The organism is Candidatus Mycobacterium methanotrophicum (assembly GCF_023515995.1).
GTDB lineage: Bacteria > Actinomycetota > Actinomycetes > Mycobacteriales > Mycobacteriaceae > Mycobacterium > Mycobacterium methanotrophicum.
In genome coordinates this window covers 3,227,165-3,246,168 of record NZ_CP097320.1, presented here as the reverse complement: position 1 = coordinate 3,246,168, position 19,004 = coordinate 3,227,165, and the positions used below count along the sequence as shown (strand labels likewise).

General features: G+C 66.3%; 22 protein-coding genes, 1 pseudogene and 1 riboswitch. Of the genes and pseudogenes, 18 read left to right on the top strand and 5 right to left on the bottom strand.

Annotated features, from left to right (window positions below):
• Positions 1-4: 4 nt before the first annotated feature.
• The 11 genes and pseudogenes from M5I08_RS26935 to gcvP all read left to right on the top strand — a co-directional run.
• Positions 5-75 (top strand): annotated as a pseudogene (locus M5I08_RS26935) (hypothetical protein); the annotation flags it as partial.
• Between the two features lie 69 nt (positions 76-144).
• The gene (locus tag M5I08_RS16785; protein ID WP_219069184.1) at positions 145-795 is read left to right on the top strand and encodes a CDP-alcohol phosphatidyltransferase family protein; all 651 of its coding nucleotides are present in this window, start codon (positions 145-147) and stop codon (positions 793-795) included.
• Positions 782-1,705, top strand: coding sequence for a DUF881 domain-containing protein (locus tag M5I08_RS16780; RefSeq protein WP_219069185.1), 924 nt, complete (start codon positions 782-784; stop codon positions 1,703-1,705). The genes M5I08_RS16785 and M5I08_RS16780 overlap by 14 nt, the downstream gene beginning before the upstream one ends.
• A 64-nt stretch (positions 1,706-1,769) precedes the next feature.
• Positions 1,770-2,102, top strand: a complete 333-nt coding sequence (locus M5I08_RS16775; RefSeq protein WP_219069186.1) for a small basic family protein — start codon at positions 1,770-1,772, stop codon at positions 2,100-2,102.
• Positions 2,065-2,997 (top strand): DUF881 domain-containing protein, encoded by a 933-nt coding sequence (locus M5I08_RS16770; RefSeq protein ID WP_219069187.1) that lies wholly within the window; start codon positions 2,065-2,067, stop codon positions 2,995-2,997. Before M5I08_RS16775 ends, M5I08_RS16770 begins: the two co-directional genes overlap by 38 nt.
• A gap of 28 nt (positions 2,998-3,025) precedes the next feature.
• Complete coding sequence (gene gcvH / locus M5I08_RS16765; RefSeq protein WP_219069196.1) at positions 3,026-3,421, top strand: glycine cleavage system protein GcvH; 396 nt, start codon at positions 3,026-3,028, stop codon at positions 3,419-3,421.
• A 247-nt stretch (positions 3,422-3,668) separates the two neighbouring features.
• Positions 3,669-4,139 (top strand): glycogen accumulation regulator GarA, encoded by a 471-nt coding sequence (gene garA / locus M5I08_RS16760; protein ID WP_219069197.1) that lies wholly within the window; start codon positions 3,669-3,671, stop codon positions 4,137-4,139.
• Complete coding sequence (gene ftsR, locus M5I08_RS16755) at positions 4,139-4,882, top strand: transcriptional regulator FtsR (RefSeq protein WP_219069198.1); 744 nt, start codon at positions 4,139-4,141, stop codon at positions 4,880-4,882. The genes garA and ftsR overlap by 1 nt, the downstream gene beginning before the upstream one ends.
• A gap of 108 nt (positions 4,883-4,990) precedes the next feature.
• Positions 4,991-5,485 (top strand): bifunctional nuclease family protein, encoded by a 495-nt coding sequence (locus M5I08_RS16750; RefSeq protein ID WP_219069199.1) that lies wholly within the window; start codon positions 4,991-4,993, stop codon positions 5,483-5,485.
• Positions 5,486-5,731: 246 nt separating this feature from the next.
• Positions 5,732-6,367: a MerR family transcriptional regulator gene (locus M5I08_RS16745; protein ID WP_219069200.1), complete on the top strand. Its 636-nt coding sequence runs from the start codon at positions 5,732-5,734 to the stop codon at positions 6,365-6,367.
• A 129-nt stretch (positions 6,368-6,496) separates the two neighbouring features.
• A riboswitch (glycine riboswitch) is annotated at positions 6,497-6,594 on the top strand.
• 168 nt (positions 6,595-6,762) lie between these two features.
• Positions 6,763-9,606, top strand: coding sequence for an aminomethyl-transferring glycine dehydrogenase (gene gcvP / locus M5I08_RS16740; protein ID WP_219069202.1), 2,844 nt, complete (start codon positions 6,763-6,765; stop codon positions 9,604-9,606).
• 14 nt (positions 9,607-9,620) lie between these two features.
• Here gcvP and M5I08_RS16735 read toward each other — a convergent pair whose 3' ends face one another.
• Positions 9,621-9,950: a hypothetical protein gene (locus M5I08_RS16735; RefSeq protein ID WP_219069204.1), complete on the bottom strand. Its 330-nt coding sequence runs from the start codon at positions 9,948-9,950 to the stop codon at positions 9,621-9,623.
• Positions 9,908-10,159 carry a hypothetical protein gene (locus M5I08_RS16730; protein WP_219069206.1) on the bottom strand — a complete coding sequence of 84 codons (252 nt, stop codon included), beginning with the start codon at positions 10,157-10,159 and terminating at the stop codon, positions 9,908-9,910. The genes M5I08_RS16735 and M5I08_RS16730 overlap by 43 nt, the downstream gene beginning before the upstream one ends.
• A 337-nt stretch (positions 10,160-10,496) precedes the next feature.
• Between M5I08_RS16730 and M5I08_RS16725 the strand changes: the two genes are divergently transcribed.
• On the top strand, positions 10,497-10,952 hold the full coding sequence (locus tag M5I08_RS16725) for a tyrosine-type recombinase/integrase (RefSeq protein ID WP_249762849.1): 456 nt from the start codon (positions 10,497-10,499) through the stop codon (positions 10,950-10,952).
• On the opposite strand, the gene M5I08_RS16720 is transcribed toward M5I08_RS16725, so the two are convergent.
• Positions 10,912-12,252: a hypothetical protein gene (locus tag M5I08_RS16720; protein ID WP_219069208.1), complete on the bottom strand. Its 1,341-nt coding sequence runs from the start codon at positions 12,250-12,252 to the stop codon at positions 10,912-10,914. The genes M5I08_RS16725 and M5I08_RS16720 overlap by 41 nt on opposite strands.
• A gap of 31 nt (positions 12,253-12,283) precedes the next feature.
• Here M5I08_RS16720 and M5I08_RS16715 point away from each other — a divergent pair, with 31 nt between their 5' ends.
• Positions 12,284-13,369: a tyrosine-type recombinase/integrase gene (locus M5I08_RS16715; protein WP_219069210.1), complete on the top strand. Its 1,086-nt coding sequence runs from the start codon at positions 12,284-12,286 to the stop codon at positions 13,367-13,369.
• A 411-nt stretch (positions 13,370-13,780) separates the two neighbouring features.
• On the opposite strand, the gene M5I08_RS16710 is transcribed toward M5I08_RS16715, so the two are convergent.
• The gene (locus tag M5I08_RS16710) at positions 13,781-14,026 is read right to left on the bottom strand and encodes a hypothetical protein (protein ID WP_219069212.1); all 246 of its coding nucleotides are present in this window, start codon (positions 14,024-14,026) and stop codon (positions 13,781-13,783) included.
• A 637-nt stretch (positions 14,027-14,663) separates the two neighbouring features.
• On the opposite strand from M5I08_RS16710, the gene M5I08_RS16705 reads away from it, so the two are divergent.
• The 4 genes from M5I08_RS16705 to M5I08_RS16690 all read left to right on the top strand — a co-directional run bounded on the left by M5I08_RS16705 (position 14,664) and on the right by M5I08_RS16690 (position 17,915).
• A complete protein-coding gene (locus M5I08_RS16705; protein WP_249762848.1) occupies positions 14,664-15,428 on the top strand; it encodes a helix-turn-helix domain-containing protein in 765 nt (254 codons plus the stop codon).
• A gap of 846 nt (positions 15,429-16,274) precedes the next feature.
• Positions 16,275-16,736: a hypothetical protein gene (locus M5I08_RS16700; RefSeq protein ID WP_249762847.1), complete on the top strand. Its 462-nt coding sequence runs from the start codon at positions 16,275-16,277 to the stop codon at positions 16,734-16,736.
• The gene (locus M5I08_RS16695) at positions 16,627-17,181 is read left to right on the top strand and encodes a reverse transcriptase domain-containing protein (protein WP_249762846.1); all 555 of its coding nucleotides are present in this window, start codon (positions 16,627-16,629) and stop codon (positions 17,179-17,181) included. Before M5I08_RS16700 ends, M5I08_RS16695 begins: the two co-directional genes overlap by 110 nt.
• Complete coding sequence (locus M5I08_RS16690; protein WP_249762845.1) at positions 17,106-17,915, top strand: group II intron maturase-specific domain-containing protein; 810 nt, start codon at positions 17,106-17,108, stop codon at positions 17,913-17,915. Before M5I08_RS16695 ends, M5I08_RS16690 begins: the two co-directional genes overlap by 76 nt.
• Here M5I08_RS16690 and M5I08_RS16685 read toward each other — a convergent pair.
• The gene (locus tag M5I08_RS16685) at positions 17,878-18,189 is read right to left on the bottom strand and encodes a maleylpyruvate isomerase N-terminal domain-containing protein (RefSeq protein ID WP_219068004.1); all 312 of its coding nucleotides are present in this window, start codon (positions 18,187-18,189) and stop codon (positions 17,878-17,880) included. The two genes, M5I08_RS16690 and M5I08_RS16685, sit on opposite strands and share 38 nt — an antisense overlap.
• Before the next feature lie 263 nt (positions 18,190-18,452).
• Here M5I08_RS16685 and M5I08_RS16680 point away from each other — a divergent pair, with 263 nt between their 5' ends.
• Positions 18,453-18,833 carry an FHA domain-containing protein gene (locus M5I08_RS16680; protein WP_305883646.1) on the top strand — a complete coding sequence of 127 codons (381 nt, stop codon included), beginning with the start codon at positions 18,453-18,455 and terminating at the stop codon, positions 18,831-18,833.
• The last annotated feature ends 171 nt before the right edge of the window (positions 18,834-19,004 follow it).

The window sequence follows — 19,004 nt, the reverse complement described above, 5'->3', positions numbered from 1 at the left end:
GACGATGCAGAGCGCAGCGATGCTGAGGAGCGGCGCACATGAGTCCCCTCGGCGACGATGCAGAGCGCAGCGATGCTGAGGAGCGGCGCACATGAGTCCCCTCGGCGACGATGCAGAGCGCAGCGATGCTGAGGAGCGGCGCACATGAGTCCCCTCGGCGACGATGCAGAGCGCGCGGCTTCCCGCGACCGGCTGCTGACGGTGCCCAATGTGCTCAGCGGGATCCGTCTGGCGCTGATCCCGGTTTTCATCTACCTGCTGCTTGTTGCCCACGCCAATGCCTGGGCGGTGACCGTCTTGGTGTTCAGCGGCGCATCGGACTGGGCCGACGGCAAGATCGCGCGGCTGCTCAACCAGTCATCGAAGCTAGGGGAGCTGCTGGATCCGGCGGTTGACCGGCTCTACATGGTGACTGTTCCGATCGTGTTCGGGTTCCGCGGCATCATCCCGTGGTGGATTATCGCCGCCCTGCTGGCGCGCGATCTGCTGCTGGCTGCGGAGTTGCCCCTGCTGCGCACCCGCGGATTCACCGCGCTGCCGGTGCTTTATATCGGCAAGGCCGCGACGTTCAGCCTGATGTCGGCGTTTCCGCTGGTCCTGCTGGGGCAATGGGACGCGTTGTGGAGTCGGGTCGTGCTGGCCTGCGGCTGGGCGTTTTTGATCTGGGGCCTGTACATGTACCTGTGGTCGTTCGTGCTGTATGCGATGCAGGTGGTTTTGATGATGCGACGACTGCCCCCGGTGCGGCCCGGTCGCCAAAAGCCGCTGGCGCGTAGGGCAGATGCCGATGGTTGACCAAACGCTCGGCGGTTACGACCCACACGCGGGCATCAACGCACACGAGGCGGGGCGACCGCAGCGCATTCCGGTGCCGTCGCTGCTGCGGGCCCTGCTCTCCGAACACCTCGACCCCGGTTACGCAGCCGCCGCGGCCAAGCGAGACCGCCCCGGCGCGCCGCAGACCGGTCGTGCCCGCGTTTCCAACTGGGTCTGGCAGGCCTTGGCGGCGTTGCTGGTGGCCACGGTCTTCGCCGCGGCTGTGGCCCAGGCCCGGCTGGTCGCGCCGGGGGTCAGCGCCGCCCAACGAGTGCTGGCCGGCAGCGTGCGATCGGAGGAGGCGACAACAAGCGACTTAGCCGCACGCCGGAACGCGCTCACCGCGCAACGCGACGACGTTCAGCGGCGAGCACTGGCCGAAAATGCCACGGGTCAGCGACTGCTCGCCAACCTCGACCGGCTCAGCCTGGCCGCCGCCAGCACCCCGGTCACCGGTCCAGGTCTGAGCCTGACGGTCACCGACCCCGGCTTGGCCCCGAACCTTTCCGACGTGTCCAAGCAGCGGGTGGCCGGCAGTCGGCAGATCATTCTCGACCGGGATCTTCAACTGGTGGTCAATTCGTTGTGGGCCAGCGGCGCTGAAGCGATCTCTGTCGGCGGCGTCCGGATCGGGCCAAACGCGACGATCCGGCAGGCGGGCGGCGCCATCCTGGTTGACAATAATCCGATCAGCAGCCCATACACTGTCTTGGCAGTCGGACCCCCGCACTCCATGCAGGAGGTTTTCGACAGCAGTCCCGGCCTGCGCCGGCTACGGCTCTTGGAGGCATCTTACGGCGTCGGTGTCGACGTCAGCGCACGTGACGGCCTTATGCTGCCCGCCGGGGCCGCCCGAGATGTCAAGTTCGCCAAGAAGGTTGGGTCCTAGTGCTGAACATTCTGATGGCAAGAAGCGCTGCGTCGATAATGCCGGCGAGGGGAGCAGAGCAGCGATGATCGGTATCGCGGCGCTGGTCGTCGGGATCGTGCTGGGTTTGGCCTTCCACCCCAGCGTGCCGGAAGTTGTCCAGCCGTACTTGCCGATCGCGGTCGTTGCCGCGCTCGACGCGGTGTTCGGCGGGTTACGAGCCTATCTGGAGCGGATTTTCGACCCGAAAGTTTTCGTGGTGTCGTTCGTGTTCAACGTGTTGGTGGCCGCACTGGTCGTCTATGTCGGCGACCAATTGGGCGTCGGCACACAGCTGTCGACCGCGATCATCGTCGTACTGGGCATCCGCATCTTCGGTAATGCCGCCGCGCTGCGGCGCCGGCTGTTCGGAGCGTAACGCAGATGAGACCGACGTGAACAACCCCAAACCCGAAGGCACGCCGCAAGGCAACGAGTCGGAGCCCAAAGCCGACGAAACCGCGCAGCAACATGAACGCGGCGCCGACGAGGCTGCGCGGCACGGCCGACATGAGCTGCCGCCGCATCGTCGGCGACCCGACATCGGCGAGCTGCAGCCACGGGGAATTCTCGGCGTGCTCCGCCGCGGCCGCACGATCTTTGGCGCGCTGGCGGTATTGCTGTGCCTGCTGCTCGGTGTTGCCATCGCCACCCAGGTTCGCCAGAACAACTCCGGGGACTCGTTGGACACTGCCCGCCCGGCCGACCTGCTGGTGTTGCTGGATTCATTGCACCAGCGCGAAGCGACGCTGAGCACCGAAGTCGCCGAGCTGCAGCAAACCTTGTCCGCGTTGCGGGCATCGGGCAGTAACGATCAGGCTGCCATTCAGAATGCGCAGGCCAGGCTTGCCGCGCTGTCAATCCTGATCGGCACCGTCGGGGCCACCGGTCCGGGCGTCACCGTCCGGATCGAGGACCCCGGGCCTGGTGTGGCGCCTGAGGCGACGCTCGACGTGATCAACGAGTTGCGGGCGGCCGGCGCCGAGGCGATCCAGATCGGCGACGGGCATCAGGCGGTGCGAGTCGGCGTCGACACCCGGGTCCTCGGCGCCCCCGGCGCGCTGAGCGTCGACGGCAAAACTCTCATGCCGCCGTATTCGGTTCTGGCCATTGGTGATCCGCCGACACTGGCAGCGGCGATGAACATTCCCGGCGGCGCGGTGGACAGCGTCAAACGCGTCGGTGGCACCATGTCGGTCCAACAGAGCGACAAAGTCGACATCACCGCCTTGCGGCAACCAAAACAGCGCCAATACGCTCAGCCAGTCAAGTGAGTAACGTCTGAAGAAGAACAGGAACACAGTGAGCGAAATCGCGCCCGACTTGCACTACACCGCCGACCATGAGTGGATTCGCCTGACCGGGGACAACACCGTTCGGGTCGGCATCACCGACTTCGCGCAGTCGGCGCTGGGCGATGTCGTGTTTGTCCAGCTGCCCGATGTCGGTACTGACGTCACCGCAGGAGAGTCCTTCGGCGAAGTGGAGTCGACAAAGTCGGTGTCCGATTTGTTCGCACCCGTTTCGGGCAAAGTCGCTGCCGTCAACAGCGATCTCGACGGCAACTCACAGCTGGTCAATTCCGATCCCTACGGCGCCGGCTGGCTGATCGAACTGGAAGTCGACGGTCAGTCCTTCGAGCAGGACTTCGCGGCCCTGCTGGACGCCGAAGCCTACCGGGCCACACTGGCCGAATGACCCTTGTTATGGTTCCCCGCGCGGCGACGATGCGCGCCGTGGAGCGGCGTGAGGAGGAGCCGGGCATTGGGCCCGCCGACGGCGGTGTCTGTCGCGGTGGGGGCAGACGCGTCCGCCGATCCGGCGGGGGACGGCACATTGGGCTCGGGTGCGCGGTACGGTCGACACATCGACGGTCGAGGCGGGTGGGAAGCCGGTCGAGCGGACCCAAGCAGACAACGCAGCAGCGGCCAGTTAGGAGCAGCGGGTGACAGAGAAGGACAACGACCAGATTTCTGATGAAGTCACCGCGGAGACCACATCGGTCTTCCGCGCCGATTTCCTCAATGAACTGGACGTGCCCGCACAAGGGGGTGCTGAGACTGCGGTCTCGGGCGTCGAGGGACTGCCGGTCGGTTCGGCGTTGCTGGTCGTCAAACGGGGACCGAACGCCGGGTCTCGCTTCCTGCTCGATCAGCCGACCACCTCCGCCGGCCGCCATCCCGACAGCGACATCTTCCTCGACGACGTCACCGTCAGCCGGCGGCACGCGGAATTCCGGTTGGAGTCCGACCAGTTTCAGGTCGTCGATGTAGGCAGCCTCAACGGCACGTACGTCAACCGGGAGCCTGTCGATTCGGCGGTGCTGGTAAACGGCGACGAGGTTCAGATCGGCAAATTCCGTCTGGTCTTCTTGACGGGCCCGAAGGTCAGCGACGACGGAGGGCACGGAAGCTAGTGACCGCGCCCGACACCCCCGCGCTGGCCGGGATGTCGATCGGAGCGGTCCTCGACCTGCTACGGCCAGACTTTCCGGACGTCACGATCTCCAAGATCCGTTTCTTGGAGGCCGAGGGTCTCGTCACGCCGCAGCGCGCGGCATCGGGCTATCGCCGATTCACCGCTTACGACTGCGCCCGGCTGCGCTTCGTCCTGACCGCTCAGCGCGACCAGTACTTGCCGCTGAAAGTGATCAAAGCCCAGCTGGACGCTCAGCCCGATGGCGAGTTGCCGGTCGCCGGATCACCTTATGGTGTACCGCGATTGGTGTCGGTGGGCAGCGGCGTGCATGCTGCGCCGGGCTCGGACCCGGCGGCAGCGGAACCCAGCCGCAGCCGGCTGAGCCGCCAGGATTTGCTCGAATGTTCCGGAGTAGATGCCGAACTGTTGACCGCGCTGCTCAAGGCGGGGGTGATCACCACCGGGCCGGGCGGGTTTTTCGACGAGCACGCAGTGGTGATTTTGCAGTGTGCCCGCGCCCTCGGCGAGTACGGCGTCGAACCACGCCACCTGAGGGCATTCCGCTCGGCCGCCGATCGGCAATCCGACCTGATCGCGCAAATCGCCGGCCCGCTTGTCAAGGCCGGCAAGACCGGTGCCCGTGACCGCGCCGATGACCTGGCACGGGAAGTTGCCGCGCTGGCAATCACGTTGCACACGTCGTTGATCAAGTCGGCCGTGCGCGGCGTTCTACACCGTTAAAGGACTAGACTTTCTCCTCGAGGGCTTGGTTCGGCGGCTTGGTCTTCCACCGCGGCGTCGGGCCAAGTCTGGCAGGGACACGGCAGCACGTGCGGAGGGCAGACACAGATGGGTGAAGTTCGCGTCGTCGGCATTCGCGTCGAGCAGCCGCAGAACCAGCCGGTGCTGTTGCTCCGCGAAGCCAACGGTGACCGGTACCTGCCGATCTGGATCGGCCAATCCGAGGCCGCAGCGATCGCCCTTGAACAGCAGGGAGTCGAGCCACCCCGCCCACTGACGCACGACTTGATTCGCGACCTGATTGCCGCACTTGGCCATTCGCTGAAAGAGGTGCGGATCGTGGACTTGCAAGAAGGAACGTTCTACGCCGATCTGATCTTCGATCGCAACATCACCGTTTCAGCGCGGCCGTCAGACTCGGTGGCCATCGCGTTGCGGGTCGGCGTCCCGATTTATGTCGAGGAGGCGGTGCTCGCAGAGGCGGGCCTGCTGATTCCCGACGAGAGCGACGACGAGCCCTCCACCGCGGTCCGCGAGGATGAGGTAGAGAAATTCAAAGAGTTTTTGGACAGCGTGTCGCCGGACGATTTCAAGGCCACCTAGGGTCTCGGTAGAGACGCGTTCCCAACATTACGGATGCGTCTCATCTGCCGGTTCGACCTCGACACGCCCGTTGGATAGCGTGGAGTCATCGCTACGACCGCCATACTTTGATCTCGACTTGTATTAGTACCGGATTAGTTTCCTGAACACCACAGCGTGTCGAAAAGCGTATGCTCACAAGCACTCGGCTGAGCAATCGCGGCTACCGGCAGCCCGTAACGAGCGTGATCGGCGAGAGGAAGCATCGTGGGAGACCAACCACGTCACGACCAATTGGGCCTCGAGTCCGCCATCACGATCGACGACACCGCAGCGAGCCGCCCGGAACCAGCCGTCCGCGAACCTGTGCAAGCCGGCTTGTTCCCCGACGACTCGGCGCCCGATGAATTGGTCGGCTACCGGGGCCCGAGCGCCTGCCAAATCGCCGGCATCACCTACCGCCAGCTGGACTACTGGGCGCGTACATCGCTGGTGGTGCCATCGATTCGCAGCGCGGCAGGATCGGGCAGCCAACGGCTGTATTCATTCAAAGACATTCTGGTGCTCAAGATCGTCAAGCGGTTGCTAGACACCGGCATCTCGTTGCACAACATCCGCGTTGCCGTCGACCACCTGCGCCAGCGCGGCGTGCAGGATTTGGCTAATATCACGCTGTTCTCCGACGGCACCACGGTCTATGAGTGCACCTCGGCCGAGGAGGTCGTCGACTTGCTGCAAGGGGGACAGGGCGTGTTCGGCATCGCCGTCTCCGGAGCGATGCGGGAGCTGACCGGCGCTATTGCCGATTTTCCCGGCGAGCGTGCTGACGGTGGCGAGTCGATCGCCACGCCGGAAGACGAGCTCGCCTCCCGCCGCAAGCACCGCGACCGCAAGATCGGTTAGCCCGAAGCGCGCCTTTCCGGCGCGAGGGTGCTCCATAATGCCACGCGTCACGGCGTGTCGGCGTACAGACACGCGTGCTCGCGGCGAGGTTCGGGCGGCCGCAATCAGCAGGTAGCATCGGCAGTGCATCGCGCTTGCGCGGGAGAGTTCCGTGGTTGCCAGCCACGGACGCCGAAGGAGCAACACCTCTCCGTCAACCTCTCAGGCATCCGGACCGCGTCAGACCTCGATGCCTCTGGAAAGCGGCGACCGTGCACCGGGGTCGCCCGCCCACGGGGAAAGACGTCGCAGCGGTTGCGCATGTCGAATCTCTCAGGCGCCCGGACCGGGTAGACGACAGAGGGAGAGGAACGCACCAGAAGTGCAGTTCCGCCTTAGGTCAGGAGTCCGCCAGATTGTCCGACTACACCAATGCCCTTTTCGCCAACCGCCACATCGGCCCGGATAGCGACGCCGTCGCGGCCATGCTCGAAGTCATCGGTGTCAACTCGCTGGAAGAGTTGGCGCGCCGCGCGGTGCCCGCCGGCATCCTCGACAAATTGACCGACAGCGGCGCCGCGCCCGGCCTGGAGCGGCTGCCCCCGCCCGCCAGCGAAGCGCAGGCGCTGGCCGAGTTGCGGGCGTTGGCCGATACCAACACCGACGCGGTGTCGATGATCGGGCAGGGCTACTACGACACGGTTACGCCACCGGTGTTGCTGCGCAACATCATGGAGAACCCGGCCTGGTACACCGCCTACACCCCGTACCAGCCGGAGATCAGCCAGGGCCGGCTGGAAGCCCTGCTGAACTTCCAGACCATGGTGGCCGACCTGACCGGGCTCGAGGTGGCCAACGCATCGATGCTCGACGAGGGCACGGCGGCCGCCGAAGCAATGACCTTGATGCACCGCGCGGTCAAAAACAGCGCCACCCGGCTGGCCGTCGACGTTGACGTGTTCGCTCAGACCGCCGCGGTGCTGGCCACCCGCGCCGAGCCGCTGGGCATCGAAATCGTCACCGCCGACCTGCGTGACGGCCTGCCGGACGGCGAGTTTTTCGGCGTCATCGCGCAACTTCCCGGCGCCAGCGGCCGGGTCACCGACTGGTCTGCACTGGTGTCGCAGGCACACGAGCGCGGTGCATTGGTGGCCATCGGCGCGGACCTGTTAGCGCTGACGTTGCTCACCCCGCCCGGAGAGATCGGCGCCGACGTCGCTTTCGGTAACACCCAAAGATTCGGTGTGCCAATGGGCTTCGGTGGTCCGCATGCCGGTTACCTGGTGGTGCACGCCAGCCATGCCCGCCAACTGCCCGGCCGGTTGGTCGGTGTTTCCATCGACGCCGACGGCTCACCGGCCTACCGCTTGGCGCTGCAGACCCGCGAACAGCACATCCGTCGGGACAAGGCGACCAGCAACATCTGCACCGCCCAAGTGCTGTTGGCCGTGATGGCCGCGATGTATGCCAGCTACCACGGCGCGGACGGCCTGACCGGGATCGCGCGGCGGGTGCACGCCCATGCCGAGACGATCGCCGCCGCGCTCGGCGACGCGCTGGTGCACGACGCGTACTTCGACACCGTGCTGGCCCGAGTGCCCGGACGCGCCGACGAGGTGGTCGCCGCCGCGAAGGCCAGCGGCATCAACGTGTGGCGCGTCGACGCCGACCACGTGTCGGTGGCCTGCGACGAAGTGACTACCGGCGAGCACGTCGCAGCGGTCCTGGAGGCTTTCGCTGTATCGGCCGCCAAGCCCGCCCGCACCGACATCGCGACCCGCACATCGGAGTTCCTCACCCATCCCGCGTTCACCCGATATCGCACCGAAACGTCGATGATGCGGTATCTGCGTGCGCTGGCGGACAAAGACCTTGCCTTGGACCGCAGCATGATTCCGCTCGGCTCCTGCACGATGAAACTGAACGCTGCCGCCGAGATGGAACCGATCACCTGGCCGGAGTTCGCCCGGCTGCACCCGTTCGCCCCGGCCTCCGACACCGCGGGTATCCGCGCGCTCATCGACCAGTTGGGCAGCTGGCTGACCCAACTCAGCGGCTACGACGCGGTCTCGCTGCAACCCAACGCGGGCTCGCAGGGCGAATACGCGGGCCTCTCGGCGATCCACGCCTACCACGCCAGCCGGGGCGAACCGCAGCGTGACGCCTGCCTGATCCCGTCCAGCGCGCACGGCACCAACGCCGCGTCCGCGGCGCTGGCCGGCATGCGGGTCGTCGTGGTGGCCTGCCGCGACGAACCCGGTCTAGAAGGCAACGTCGACCTCGACGATCTGCGCGCCAAGATCAGCGAACACGCCGAGAGGCTGTCGACGCTGATGATCACCTATCCGTCCACGCACGGCGTGTACGAGCACGATATCGCCGGGATCTGCGCCGCTGTTCATGAGGCCGGCGGGCAGGTGTACGTCGACGGCGCCAACCTCAACGCGCTGGTCGGGCTGGCCCGGCCCGGGAAGTTCGGCGGCGACGTCAGCCACCTGAACCTGCACAAAACGTTCTGCATCCCACACGGCGGCGGCGGTCCGGGGGTCGGGCCGGTGGTGGCACGCTCGCATCTGGCGCCGTTTTTGCCCGGGCATCCGTATGCGCCCGAACTGCCGCGGGGCCAGCCGGTGTCGTCGGCGCCGTACGGGTCGGCGTCGATTCTGCCGGTCACCTGGGCCTACGTCCGGATGATGGGCGCGGACGGCCTGCGGGCCGCGTCGCTGGTTGCGATCGCCTCGGCCAACTACATCGCCCGCCGGCTCGACGAGTACTACCCGGTGCTCTACACCGGCGAGAACGGCATGGTCGCCCACGAGTGCATCCTGGATCTGCGGGCGATCACCAAGTCCACCGGCGTGACCGTGGACGACGTCGCAAAACGCTTGGCGGACTATGGCTTTCACGCTCCGACCATGAGTTTCCCGGTGGCCGGCACGCTGATGGTGGAGCCCACCGAAAGCGAGAGCCTGGCCGAGATCGACGCGTTCTGCGAGGCGATGATCGCGATTCGCGCCGAGATCGACCGAGTGGGCGCGGGGGAGTGGCCGGTCGAGGACAACCCGCTGCGCGGCGCCCCGCACACCGCCGAGTGCCTGGTGGTGGACAAGTGGGAGCACCCGTACACCCGCGAGGTCGCCGCCTACCCGCTGGGCCGCGACTTCCGGCCCAAGGTGTGGCCGCCGGTGCGCCGCATCGACAACGCCTACGGCGACCGCAACCTGGTGTGCTCGTGCCCGCCGGTGCAGGCCTACGGCTGAGCGCAGCCGCGGACCTACATACCCAGCGCCGTCAGGATCTGCTGCAGCACGACGTCCACCAGCTCGGTGAGCATGCCGCCGAACGGCTCCACGCTGACGCTGGCCAGATCGCCCAAGCCGAGATCACCGAGCAGGGCGCCCAGGGTCAGCCCGGATAGGTCGCCCAAATTGGACAGATCTATGTGCAGGTGGGCAAGCCCGAGGTCCTTGAGCAGATCACCCACGTTCAAGCCATTCAGCAGATCGGTGATGTTCAGGCCGAGGATGGGATTACCCAGCTGGTTCAGCAGGCCGCCCAGCGTCAGGTCACCGGTCGAGCTGGCGAAGCCCAGATCTTGCAGCAACCACCAATGGTCAGACCGCTCGGCGTGACGTCGCCGACACCCAGGGCCGTCAGGATGTTGGCAAGGCTTTCGTTCAGGGTTTGACCGCCCAGCAAACTGCCCACGGTGTCACCGTTCAATGCGGTTTCGAGGCTAGTGAGGCTGAGGAGACTGCCGGGGCTGAGGCCGAGGATCTTGAGAAGGTCGACCAAAGCGGGGTCATTGAGCAAGGTTCCCTATCACCTGGAGGCCGGGACCGGGCCGATCGTGAATCCGTTCCCACTGGTCAGGCCGGGGCGGCCGTATGCGCATCACAACCCGATGGACCCGTTCCCGCTGCAGAAGTCCGGCCTGTTCCGGCCGAGGGTCCCCCGTCGGGCCCGAGGCAGATCCCGGACTCGGTGTTCAACGAGCTGTTCACTCGGCTGCCCTTGCACCGGGACCGGGCCCTCGTCGCGTTCTGGGTCTCGACCGGCGCCCGGGCGTCGGAGCTCCTCGGCGTTGTGCGCTCCGGCGCTGACCCCGGACAGCAGCTAATCACCGTGACCCCGCAAGAGTTCTCGGGCCGTGCAGCAGCTCCCGGCGTCGCCGGACGCGTTCGTGTGGCTGCGCCTTTACCAGCAGGAGATGCATGGGCTGGCGCCGTCCGGGCCGGACGATCCGTTGTGGTGGACGCCGCGCAGGCCGTTCCGGCCACTGTCTTATCACGCGGCCAGGGCGATGTTCGACCGGGCGAACGCGGCCGTTGGCGCGGGGTGGTCGCTCCATGCGCTGCGCCATACTGCCGCCTACCGGCTCGCCCGGGACCCGGACGTCCCGATCACCGACGTGCAGTGGATCCTCGGCCACGCTTCGCTCACGTCGACGCAGGTCTACGTCAACCCGACCCCCGAGGACGTCATCGCGGGCACGCTGGCCCACTACCGGCGGCAGACGGAGCCCAGGCCGGCCGCGCTTCTGGGGCCGGGGCCAGGTTACCGCGCTAAGAGCCTGGACGCGCTGTTCGGAAAAGGCCGCTGGTGACCGTCGCGGCGCCGCCTGTGGCGGCCGCCCGGCAGCTCGGCGCCGAGGCCCTGGCGGTGATGGGAAGTTCCCGCCGCGGCCGGTCCCGGCGTCGTGGGACGCAACTGCCGCGGACCGGTTCACGGTGATGCGACGGATGCTCGCCCCGCCCTTCGCGGCCGAGGAAGCGAAGAGACAGGACTGGCGGAAGCGGGCCATGCTGAAGATCCTTGACTGGCTCGGGCTGCACCCGGGGACGACGTGGCAGGAACGCTGGGAAGCGTCCGGGGCAGGCGCCGACGGGAGGACTGACTGGCGGGATCAGCTTCTGGCCGACCTCGGCGGCGCCGGCCACCCGGTGCCGGGCGAGCGCAGCCGCGCGACGCTCGGCGGCGGCTTGGTCCAGCTGATCGGCGGCGACGTCCTGCGCCCTGGCCTGCCCTGGCTGCTGGCCACCGGATCCCCGCGCCAGCTCTGGCGGGAAATGGGCCGGACCCGCGACCCCGCCGGGATCGCGGCTCTGCGGGAACTGGCGAAGGCCCGCGGCCTCGCCACACCCATGTTCGGCTCGGCGATCGAGCGGGTCGCCATGATCATGGCCGCCAAGGGCGGGACGGTCGCCTACGTCACCCCCGGCGACTGCATGCAACTGCTGGAGTGCTTCATGCGGGTATACGACGACGGGACTAGCATGCACTCCCCGTTCTTCTACGAGTTCTTGCACACAGCCGGGGTATTTCCACCCGGTGCGCCGGTCACGGTCCGAATAATCGACGCCAGGTTCGCCGGGCAGCTCACCCCCGCCCAGCTCATCGACCGCTACGATCTGTCCTGCCGGCCCGTCCGCGACCTGCTCGTGGACTACCTGCGCGAACGCCAGCCCGGTATCGACTACAGCACCCTCACCGGCCTGGCCTCGACGCTGGGCCTGTGGTTCTGGAAAGACCTGGAAGACCACCACCCAGGCATCAGCTCGCTGAAGCTGCCCCCCGACATCGCTGCCGGGTGGAAGAAGCGCATCCAGGACAGACAGTCGGGCGCCGGAATCCTGACGGCCGTCCGGGGGTTCTACCTCGACCTCGCTCAGTGGGCACTGGACGAGCCGGCCCGCTGGGGGCCATGGGCCGTTCCCTGCCCCATCCGCGGCAGCGACATCCAGCACAAGAAGCAGAAATCGCGGACCAAGGCCCGCATGGACGCCCGGACCCGGGAACGGCTCCCCGTGCTGCCAGCCTTCATCGCCGCCATCGACCAGCACCGCAAGGACACCGCGGCTCGGCTGGAGGCGGCCCGCGCCACCCCCGCCCGGCGAGACGTTCACCGCCGCTGGGCACACCCTGCGCCGGGCCCGGATGCACCGACCGGGCACTTCGTCAGCCCGGCTCTGGGCCGAAAACCTAAACACCGGGAAGCGCCGGGAACTGATCCACGAGGAAGCCAGCGCGTTCTGGGGCTGGGTCGCCATCGAAGTGCTCCGCCACACCGGGATCAGGGCCGAGGAACTGACCGAGCTCTCGCACCACAGCCTGGTCCAGTACCGGACCCCGGACTCCGGCGAGCTGATCCCGCTGCCGTCGATCGCCCCGTCCAAGTTCGACCAGGAAAGGCTCCTTGTCATCGACCCGGAGCTCGCCGACGTCCTGTCCGCGATCATCACCCGCATCCGCGGCGCAGACGGCGCCGTCCCCCTGGTCACCGCCTACGACCCCCACGAGCACACCTGGAACCCGCCGATGCCGCTGCTGTTCCAGCGCGTCATCGGCTTGGAGAACCGCCCCATCCCCGCCGACGGGATCCGCGACCTCATCCACGCCGCGCTCGCCGCGTCCGGCATCACCGGCACCAACGGGAAGCCGCTGGACTTCCAGCCTCACGACTTCCGGAGGCTCTTCACGACCGACGCCATCCTGAACGGGATGCCGCCGCACATCGCCCAGCTGATACTCGGCCACAACGACATCAACACCACAATGGGCTACAAAACCGCCTATCCCGCGGAAGTCATCCGCGGCCACCGGGCGTTCATTGCCCGCCGGCGCGAGCGCCGCCCCAGTGAGGAATACAGGTCTCCCACCGAGCAGGAGTGGGAGGAGTTCCTCGGCCACTTCGAGCGCCGGCGGGTCGCGCTCGGCGACTGCGGCCGGGCATACGGCACCAGTTGCATTCACGAGCACAGCATCCGGTGCCCGCTCCTAAGGATCGACCCAGCCCAGCGTGGCCGGCTCGCCGACATCCGCGACAACCTCCTGGCCCGCATCGCCGAAGCCAAGCGCGAAGGCTGGGTCGGCGAGGCCGAAGGCCTCAAGGTCAGCCTCGCCGAGGCGAACAACAAGCTCGCGGCAGGTGCCCGCCACTCCAGGGCCGTCAGCCTCGGCATCCCCGCCTACCGCGACATCGCCGCCGCGACCCTGCCCGCCCCACCCGTCTCACCGATATAGACGATTCCGGCAGCCAATCACCCATCACCACAACAGATTCCACAATTATTGACCTGTTCGTCTACGAGCGAGCCGCCCAGCAGAGGACCTGACGAAAACTCTTCGGCAGCTGGTCTTTGGTAGTGAGCTCCGATGGCTGAGAACGTGATCCGGCTAATTTGTCCCGCTTCCGCGTCTACAATCAAGCTTCAATAACTCGAATTGTCCTATCCGACCACGGCATCCATTACCATCCTCAGCGTGCGCGCCCCGACTGCTCGCGTAATTGGGGCAATGGGCGCAAACACCTCACTTTGCTCGCGCGGCGGTAATGTGCTCTCTGCCTACCATTGGCAAATCGTTGACGTTTACCGATCGGAATGGCGGCGGTTCAATACGTTCCGAAGCGCTACGTCGGTGTCTGCTGTGGGATCAGTATCCGGATAGCAATATCTGCATCCTGGCCAGCATCGGGGCGGGCATGTAGCTGCGAAAATTTCCGCATTTTTCGGGTCTCCGTCCCCACATGATCAAGGTGCGGGCCTCGGCGTCGGGCTCGGTGCTGTCGTCAGCGACCAGTTCGAGGCCGGCTTGGCCCTCGTCGATCACCACCCGCAAATCTTTGGCGCCTTGGGCGCGCAAGCGGACCGCGAAGTTCCGCCCGGCCAGCGGGTCCATCTTCGCGCCCGCTTCTAATGAGGCCGGCCTCAGACCGCCGAGGTCGGGGTCCGGTTAGGCGGTTCGCCTGCGGTCATGGGGGTGTCGAGTGGGCGGTCCGACGCCGGCCTCGGCGGCTTCGCTTTCTGACCGCCGAGTCCTGTGGCTCCCTGAATCAGCGCAAGCTCACGCAGAACCTGCGACGGACCGCCGCAACCCGCTGCGCCGAAGTCCGGTCGTTCCGATGACCGGCTGTACCACCAACGTGGCTGGTCAGGACATCATTCCTGCACAAGTGGAGCGGACACAGCGAACGTTACGCCGTAGAAAAACTCAAGACAAGCGCATTAGTTTCGGCCACCCTAGTAATAACCGGCCAAGCACGGTGACTGCGTGCTCGGTGAGTTCAGGTCGAGCTAATAGTTGCCAACCGATCTCATCGTCGCCGGCGATGTCCCAGCGGTGGATCGCGAACTCACTACGCAGGTGAGGCGCGAACTTGGCAACGGCCATCTGTCGCCCGGTCCAGGGGATGACCCCCTCGGGCTCGGCGGTTGTTGGCGGGCATTCAGGGTGACCACGTCGGGGTAGGGGTACCGGCGCTGGGGGTGAGGATGCTTTGGCCGGGTTCGCGCGGCGGCGTGGTGACGATGCTGGGTTGTGCCCAGGGCCATGGTGGTGTGGGTTCGTTTCGGCGATCATCGCGGCGCCGGACGATCGTGCCGGGGTGATCGACTGGCGCAGTGGCGGTTTCGCGCACCTGCGGCCAACACGAGATGACCCCTTCCCGGCTCGCACCGTGGTAGACCATCCTGGTGCCTCATGGTCGCCCGAGCACCCGATGATCGTTGTCCGCGCCGTCGAGTGGGCCGAGCAGGCCCTGGGCGCAGGCGAGATCGGCTGTCCGCACCTCGGGTGCGGCGGCACCCTCACGCGGTGGGGATACGGCCGCCGCCGGCGCGTCCGTAGGCTCGGCGCCCAGATCCTCGACGTGCGCCCGAGGCGGGCGCGATGCACCCGCTGCGCCAGCACCCAAATTCTGCTGCCGGCCAGCGTGCAGCCACGCCTGGCCGACACCACCGAAGTGATCGGCACCGCCCTGGCCAGCAAGGCCGACGGCCACGGACATCGCCGTATCGCCACCGAGCTGGACCGCTCACCGTCGACCGTGCGCCGCTGGATGCGCCGCGCCACGCGCAACGCTCATCTGCAATGGTTGCGGCAGCGCGGCAGCCAGGCCCTCATCCGGCTCGACCCCGACACGTTCAACCAGCTGCCCCGCGCCGCCAGCCCGCTGCGCGACGCGCTGACTGTCCTGACCGCGGCCGCATGCTCGGCCCGCCAGCGGTTGGGCTTCAACGAACCTCTGTGGACCCTGATCGGCCTGCACGCCCACGGCCGGCTCCTGGCAGCACCGACCTGAACCGCCACATCGCCCGGACCGATCTGGCCGGGCTGGCGATCCCGCACGCCCACCCACTGCCCCGGCGCCGTGAACACCACCGCCGGCCCGACACCGTCACCGTCACCGTCACCGTCACCGTCACCGTCACCGCGAGCATCACAGCGTCAGCGTGAACACCAAACCGCGCCAATCATCCTCACCGACAACGCCGCCAACATGCTCATCCTGAACGCCGGTCAAGTGCGCCACGAGGCGCAGGATGGATCGAGAGGTGGTGAGAGACCGTCTCCGTCGGGCCGTCGCAGCGGCTCGGGAGAAGCTGGGGGCAGTCCGATCCGGGGAACGCCGGTGAGGGTGGCAAGCGGCCCCGACAAAGGCGAGGCGTGCCGGCACTGCCAGACGGCGCGGGCTCGCCGAGCGAGGTCAGAAGGTACAGCGTAAGCGAACCAGTGGTTGACGCCCCGTAACCTCTCTGCGGGCTCAAATCTGGTGGATATGGGCCGGGATGCAGTGCACAGCCTCCACCGCGACGCCCGCGAGGGCATTTGTGGTGGTGGTTGACTCCGAAGCCGTCTTTGACCGGCGGTGGGGAGGCCGCGTCGAAGGTCTGCGGCGTAGGCGCGCCGATGCTGCCGGGGTAGAGCTGGGTGCCTCCCTGACCGATCGATCGTTCGGTGAACGTGGGAACCACCCCGCGCTCCGCCCACCCGGTCCGGGCAGCCGGTCCGGTTCGGGTGGAAGGCCCGTGTCCGGCCGAGGAGCGCTGGGGTGGGGCGGAGGTCCTGATAGTAGTCGCGGGCGTGACGACCCGTCGTGGAGGTCGCGAGAGGCGGCCGCAGGGCAAAGGGGACCAGCAAGACAGCAGTGGAAGTTCTGGAATATCAGGAGGAGTGGTCGCCGGTGAATACCGACGAATTCGAGCACGCCGTATGTGAGGCGCGCCGACGGGTACTGAAGATCCAGACCAAGCTGCACCGTTGGGCTCGCGATGCTCCTCATCGCCGGTTCGACGACCTGTTCAACCTCGTTGCCGACCCCGCGTTCTTGTTGGTGGCGTGGGATCGGGTGAGCGGGAACAAGGGTGCCGCAACGGCCGGGGTGGACGGGCGTACCGCTCGTTCGGTCGCGGCGTTGCAGGGTGTCGAGGAGTTCCTCGACGAGCTGCGGAACAGTTTGAAGGACCGTAGTTTTCCGCCCGTTGCCGGTGCGTGGGCGGATGATTCCGAAGGCGAATGGAAAGTTGCGTCGTCTAGGGATTCCCACCGTGGCGGATCGGGTGGTCCAGGCATCGTTGAAGCTGGTGTTGGAGCCGATTTCCGAGGCTGAGTTTCTGCCGTGTTCCTACGGTTTCCGCCCGAAACGCCGGACTCATGACGCGGTGGCCGAGGTTCGCTTCTTCACGACCCGCCCTCGTTGCTACGAGTGGATCGTGGAAGGCGGCATCAAAGCCTGTTTCGACGAAATCTCGCATCCGGCCCTCATGGACCGGGTGCGGCGACGAGTCGGAGACAAACGCGTTCTGGCTCTGGTGAAGGCGTTCCTGAAGGCGGGCATCCTCACCGAGGAACGCCAGCTGGAAGACACCACCGCCGGCACCCCGCAGGGCGGAATCTTGTCGCCGTTGTTGGCGAACGTGGCATTGTCGGTGCTGGACGAGTACACGCCCAGGCTCCTGGCGGGCCGAGCACCGGCAAGGTGGAGCGGGCTAAGCGGCTTCGCCACGGACTTCCGAATTTTCGGCTGGTCCGCTATGCCGACGACTGGTGTCTGATGGTCAAGGGCACCAGGGCCGACGCCGAGGCACTGCGCGAGCAGATCGCCATCGTGTTGGCGGCAATGGGGTTGCGTCTGTCACCAGACAAGACCCTGATCACCCAGATCGACGAGGGGCTGGACTTCCTCGGGTGGCACATCCAGCGTCACCGCAAACGGGGAACCAGCCGGTACTACGTCTACACCTATCCGTCAAAGAAAGCCGTTCAGGCCGCCATGCGGAAGGTCAAGATGATTTCACGACAGGTCTCGACCAGCCAGCCAATCGATGAACTGCTGCGCCGCTTGAACGTGACGTTGCGGGGATGGGCTGGGCATTTCCGGGCCGGGGTGTCCTCGGCTGTCTTCTCCTACCTCAACCACTGTGTGTGGCACACGGTTTGGCGATGGATACGCCGCAAACACCCGAAATCGACCTGGAAGCAACTCCGCCGGCAGTACTGCGGCGGACGATGGTGGCCAGCCGGGCGCGAGATGACACTGATCGATCTGTCCAAAGATCGGCACGACCCGATACCGCTACCGCGGATCGGTCATCCCAACGCCCTGGCCGCTCATCGGCGACGAGGAACACCACGACGCCGCGACGGGTCTTGTGGAGAGCCCGGTGCATTGAGAGATGCACGCCGGGTTCGGGAAGCGGCCCGGAGAAACGGAACAGCCGCAAGGCTGTCACCGCGCTCCGGGCCGACTTTCACCAACGAGTTAGAACTTCGTCGACCAGCTTGCTGACCTTGCGTTCTTCGGCGTCGAGACGTCGCAGCAGCGCGTCGTGGTCTAGCACCCGGAACGGGGTGTCTCGCGCCTCGAAGCTCTGCGTCGCAGGCACCGGATCACCCTGTAGGTAGGGATCCAGGTGCCGGCTGATTTCCGCAGCCCCAGCAGCCAAATGCGCGATGACTTCGTGGGCTGTCCAACCTCGACAGGCGCTCACCGCATTCGACGGAATGTCTTGCACAGTGGCGAGGAAGGCTGTAGCTTCCTCGCTTCTTGGAATCGTCGGCATGTAGATCTGCTTTCTACTTGGGTTGGTCCAATTGAGACAGGCTCCGCAGGGTCTCTAAGCCGCCGCGAGGCGTCCCCCGGAAGGGATATGGAGCTCAGCAGTTAGACGTGTCCGCGACCGTTCTCGGTTGATGTTAGGAACTCCATTACCAGTTAGCCACTGCGTTCCTGCATGCCTTCTGAAAGTGCCCGGACCTGCTAGTATCGGTCATCGCATTAGTTCAGAGAACGGGCCGATCGCCGACTGGGGACACCACTTCTGCGTTGACCCGCGCCGACTTCCTGAACGAACTAGAGGCTGTACCCACGGTGGGTCCCGATAGCGGCGCCCCAGTGGTTGAGGGGTTGCCGGTGGGTTCCGCACTGCTGGTGGCAACGCGGGGTCCCAACGCTGGATCGCGTTTCCTGCTGGATCGGCCTGTCACCTCGGCGGGTCGACATCCCGACGGAGACGTCTTTCTCGACGACATCACGGTGAGCCGCCAGCATGCCGAATTTAGATGGGACAACGACGAACTCCACGTTGATGACGTGGGCAGCCTCAACGGCACCTACGTCAACCAGAAGCCGGCGCAGTCGGCTGAGCTGGTTAGCGGCGACGTGGTTCAGATCGGTAAGTTTCGCCTGGTTGTTGTGAGGTCCTAGACGGCGACAGCGACCAAGCCCGAGCAGTCGCCCACGGCGAAATCCAATGGCCTAAAACAGCGGCAACTGCAGTCGGCCCACCAGGATCGTCGGCATCGCTGTGCACACACAACGGCGGAAACACCGAGCAGGGTCATCCAGCTGTCGAAGTCCGCCGCCTTGTGGCCAACG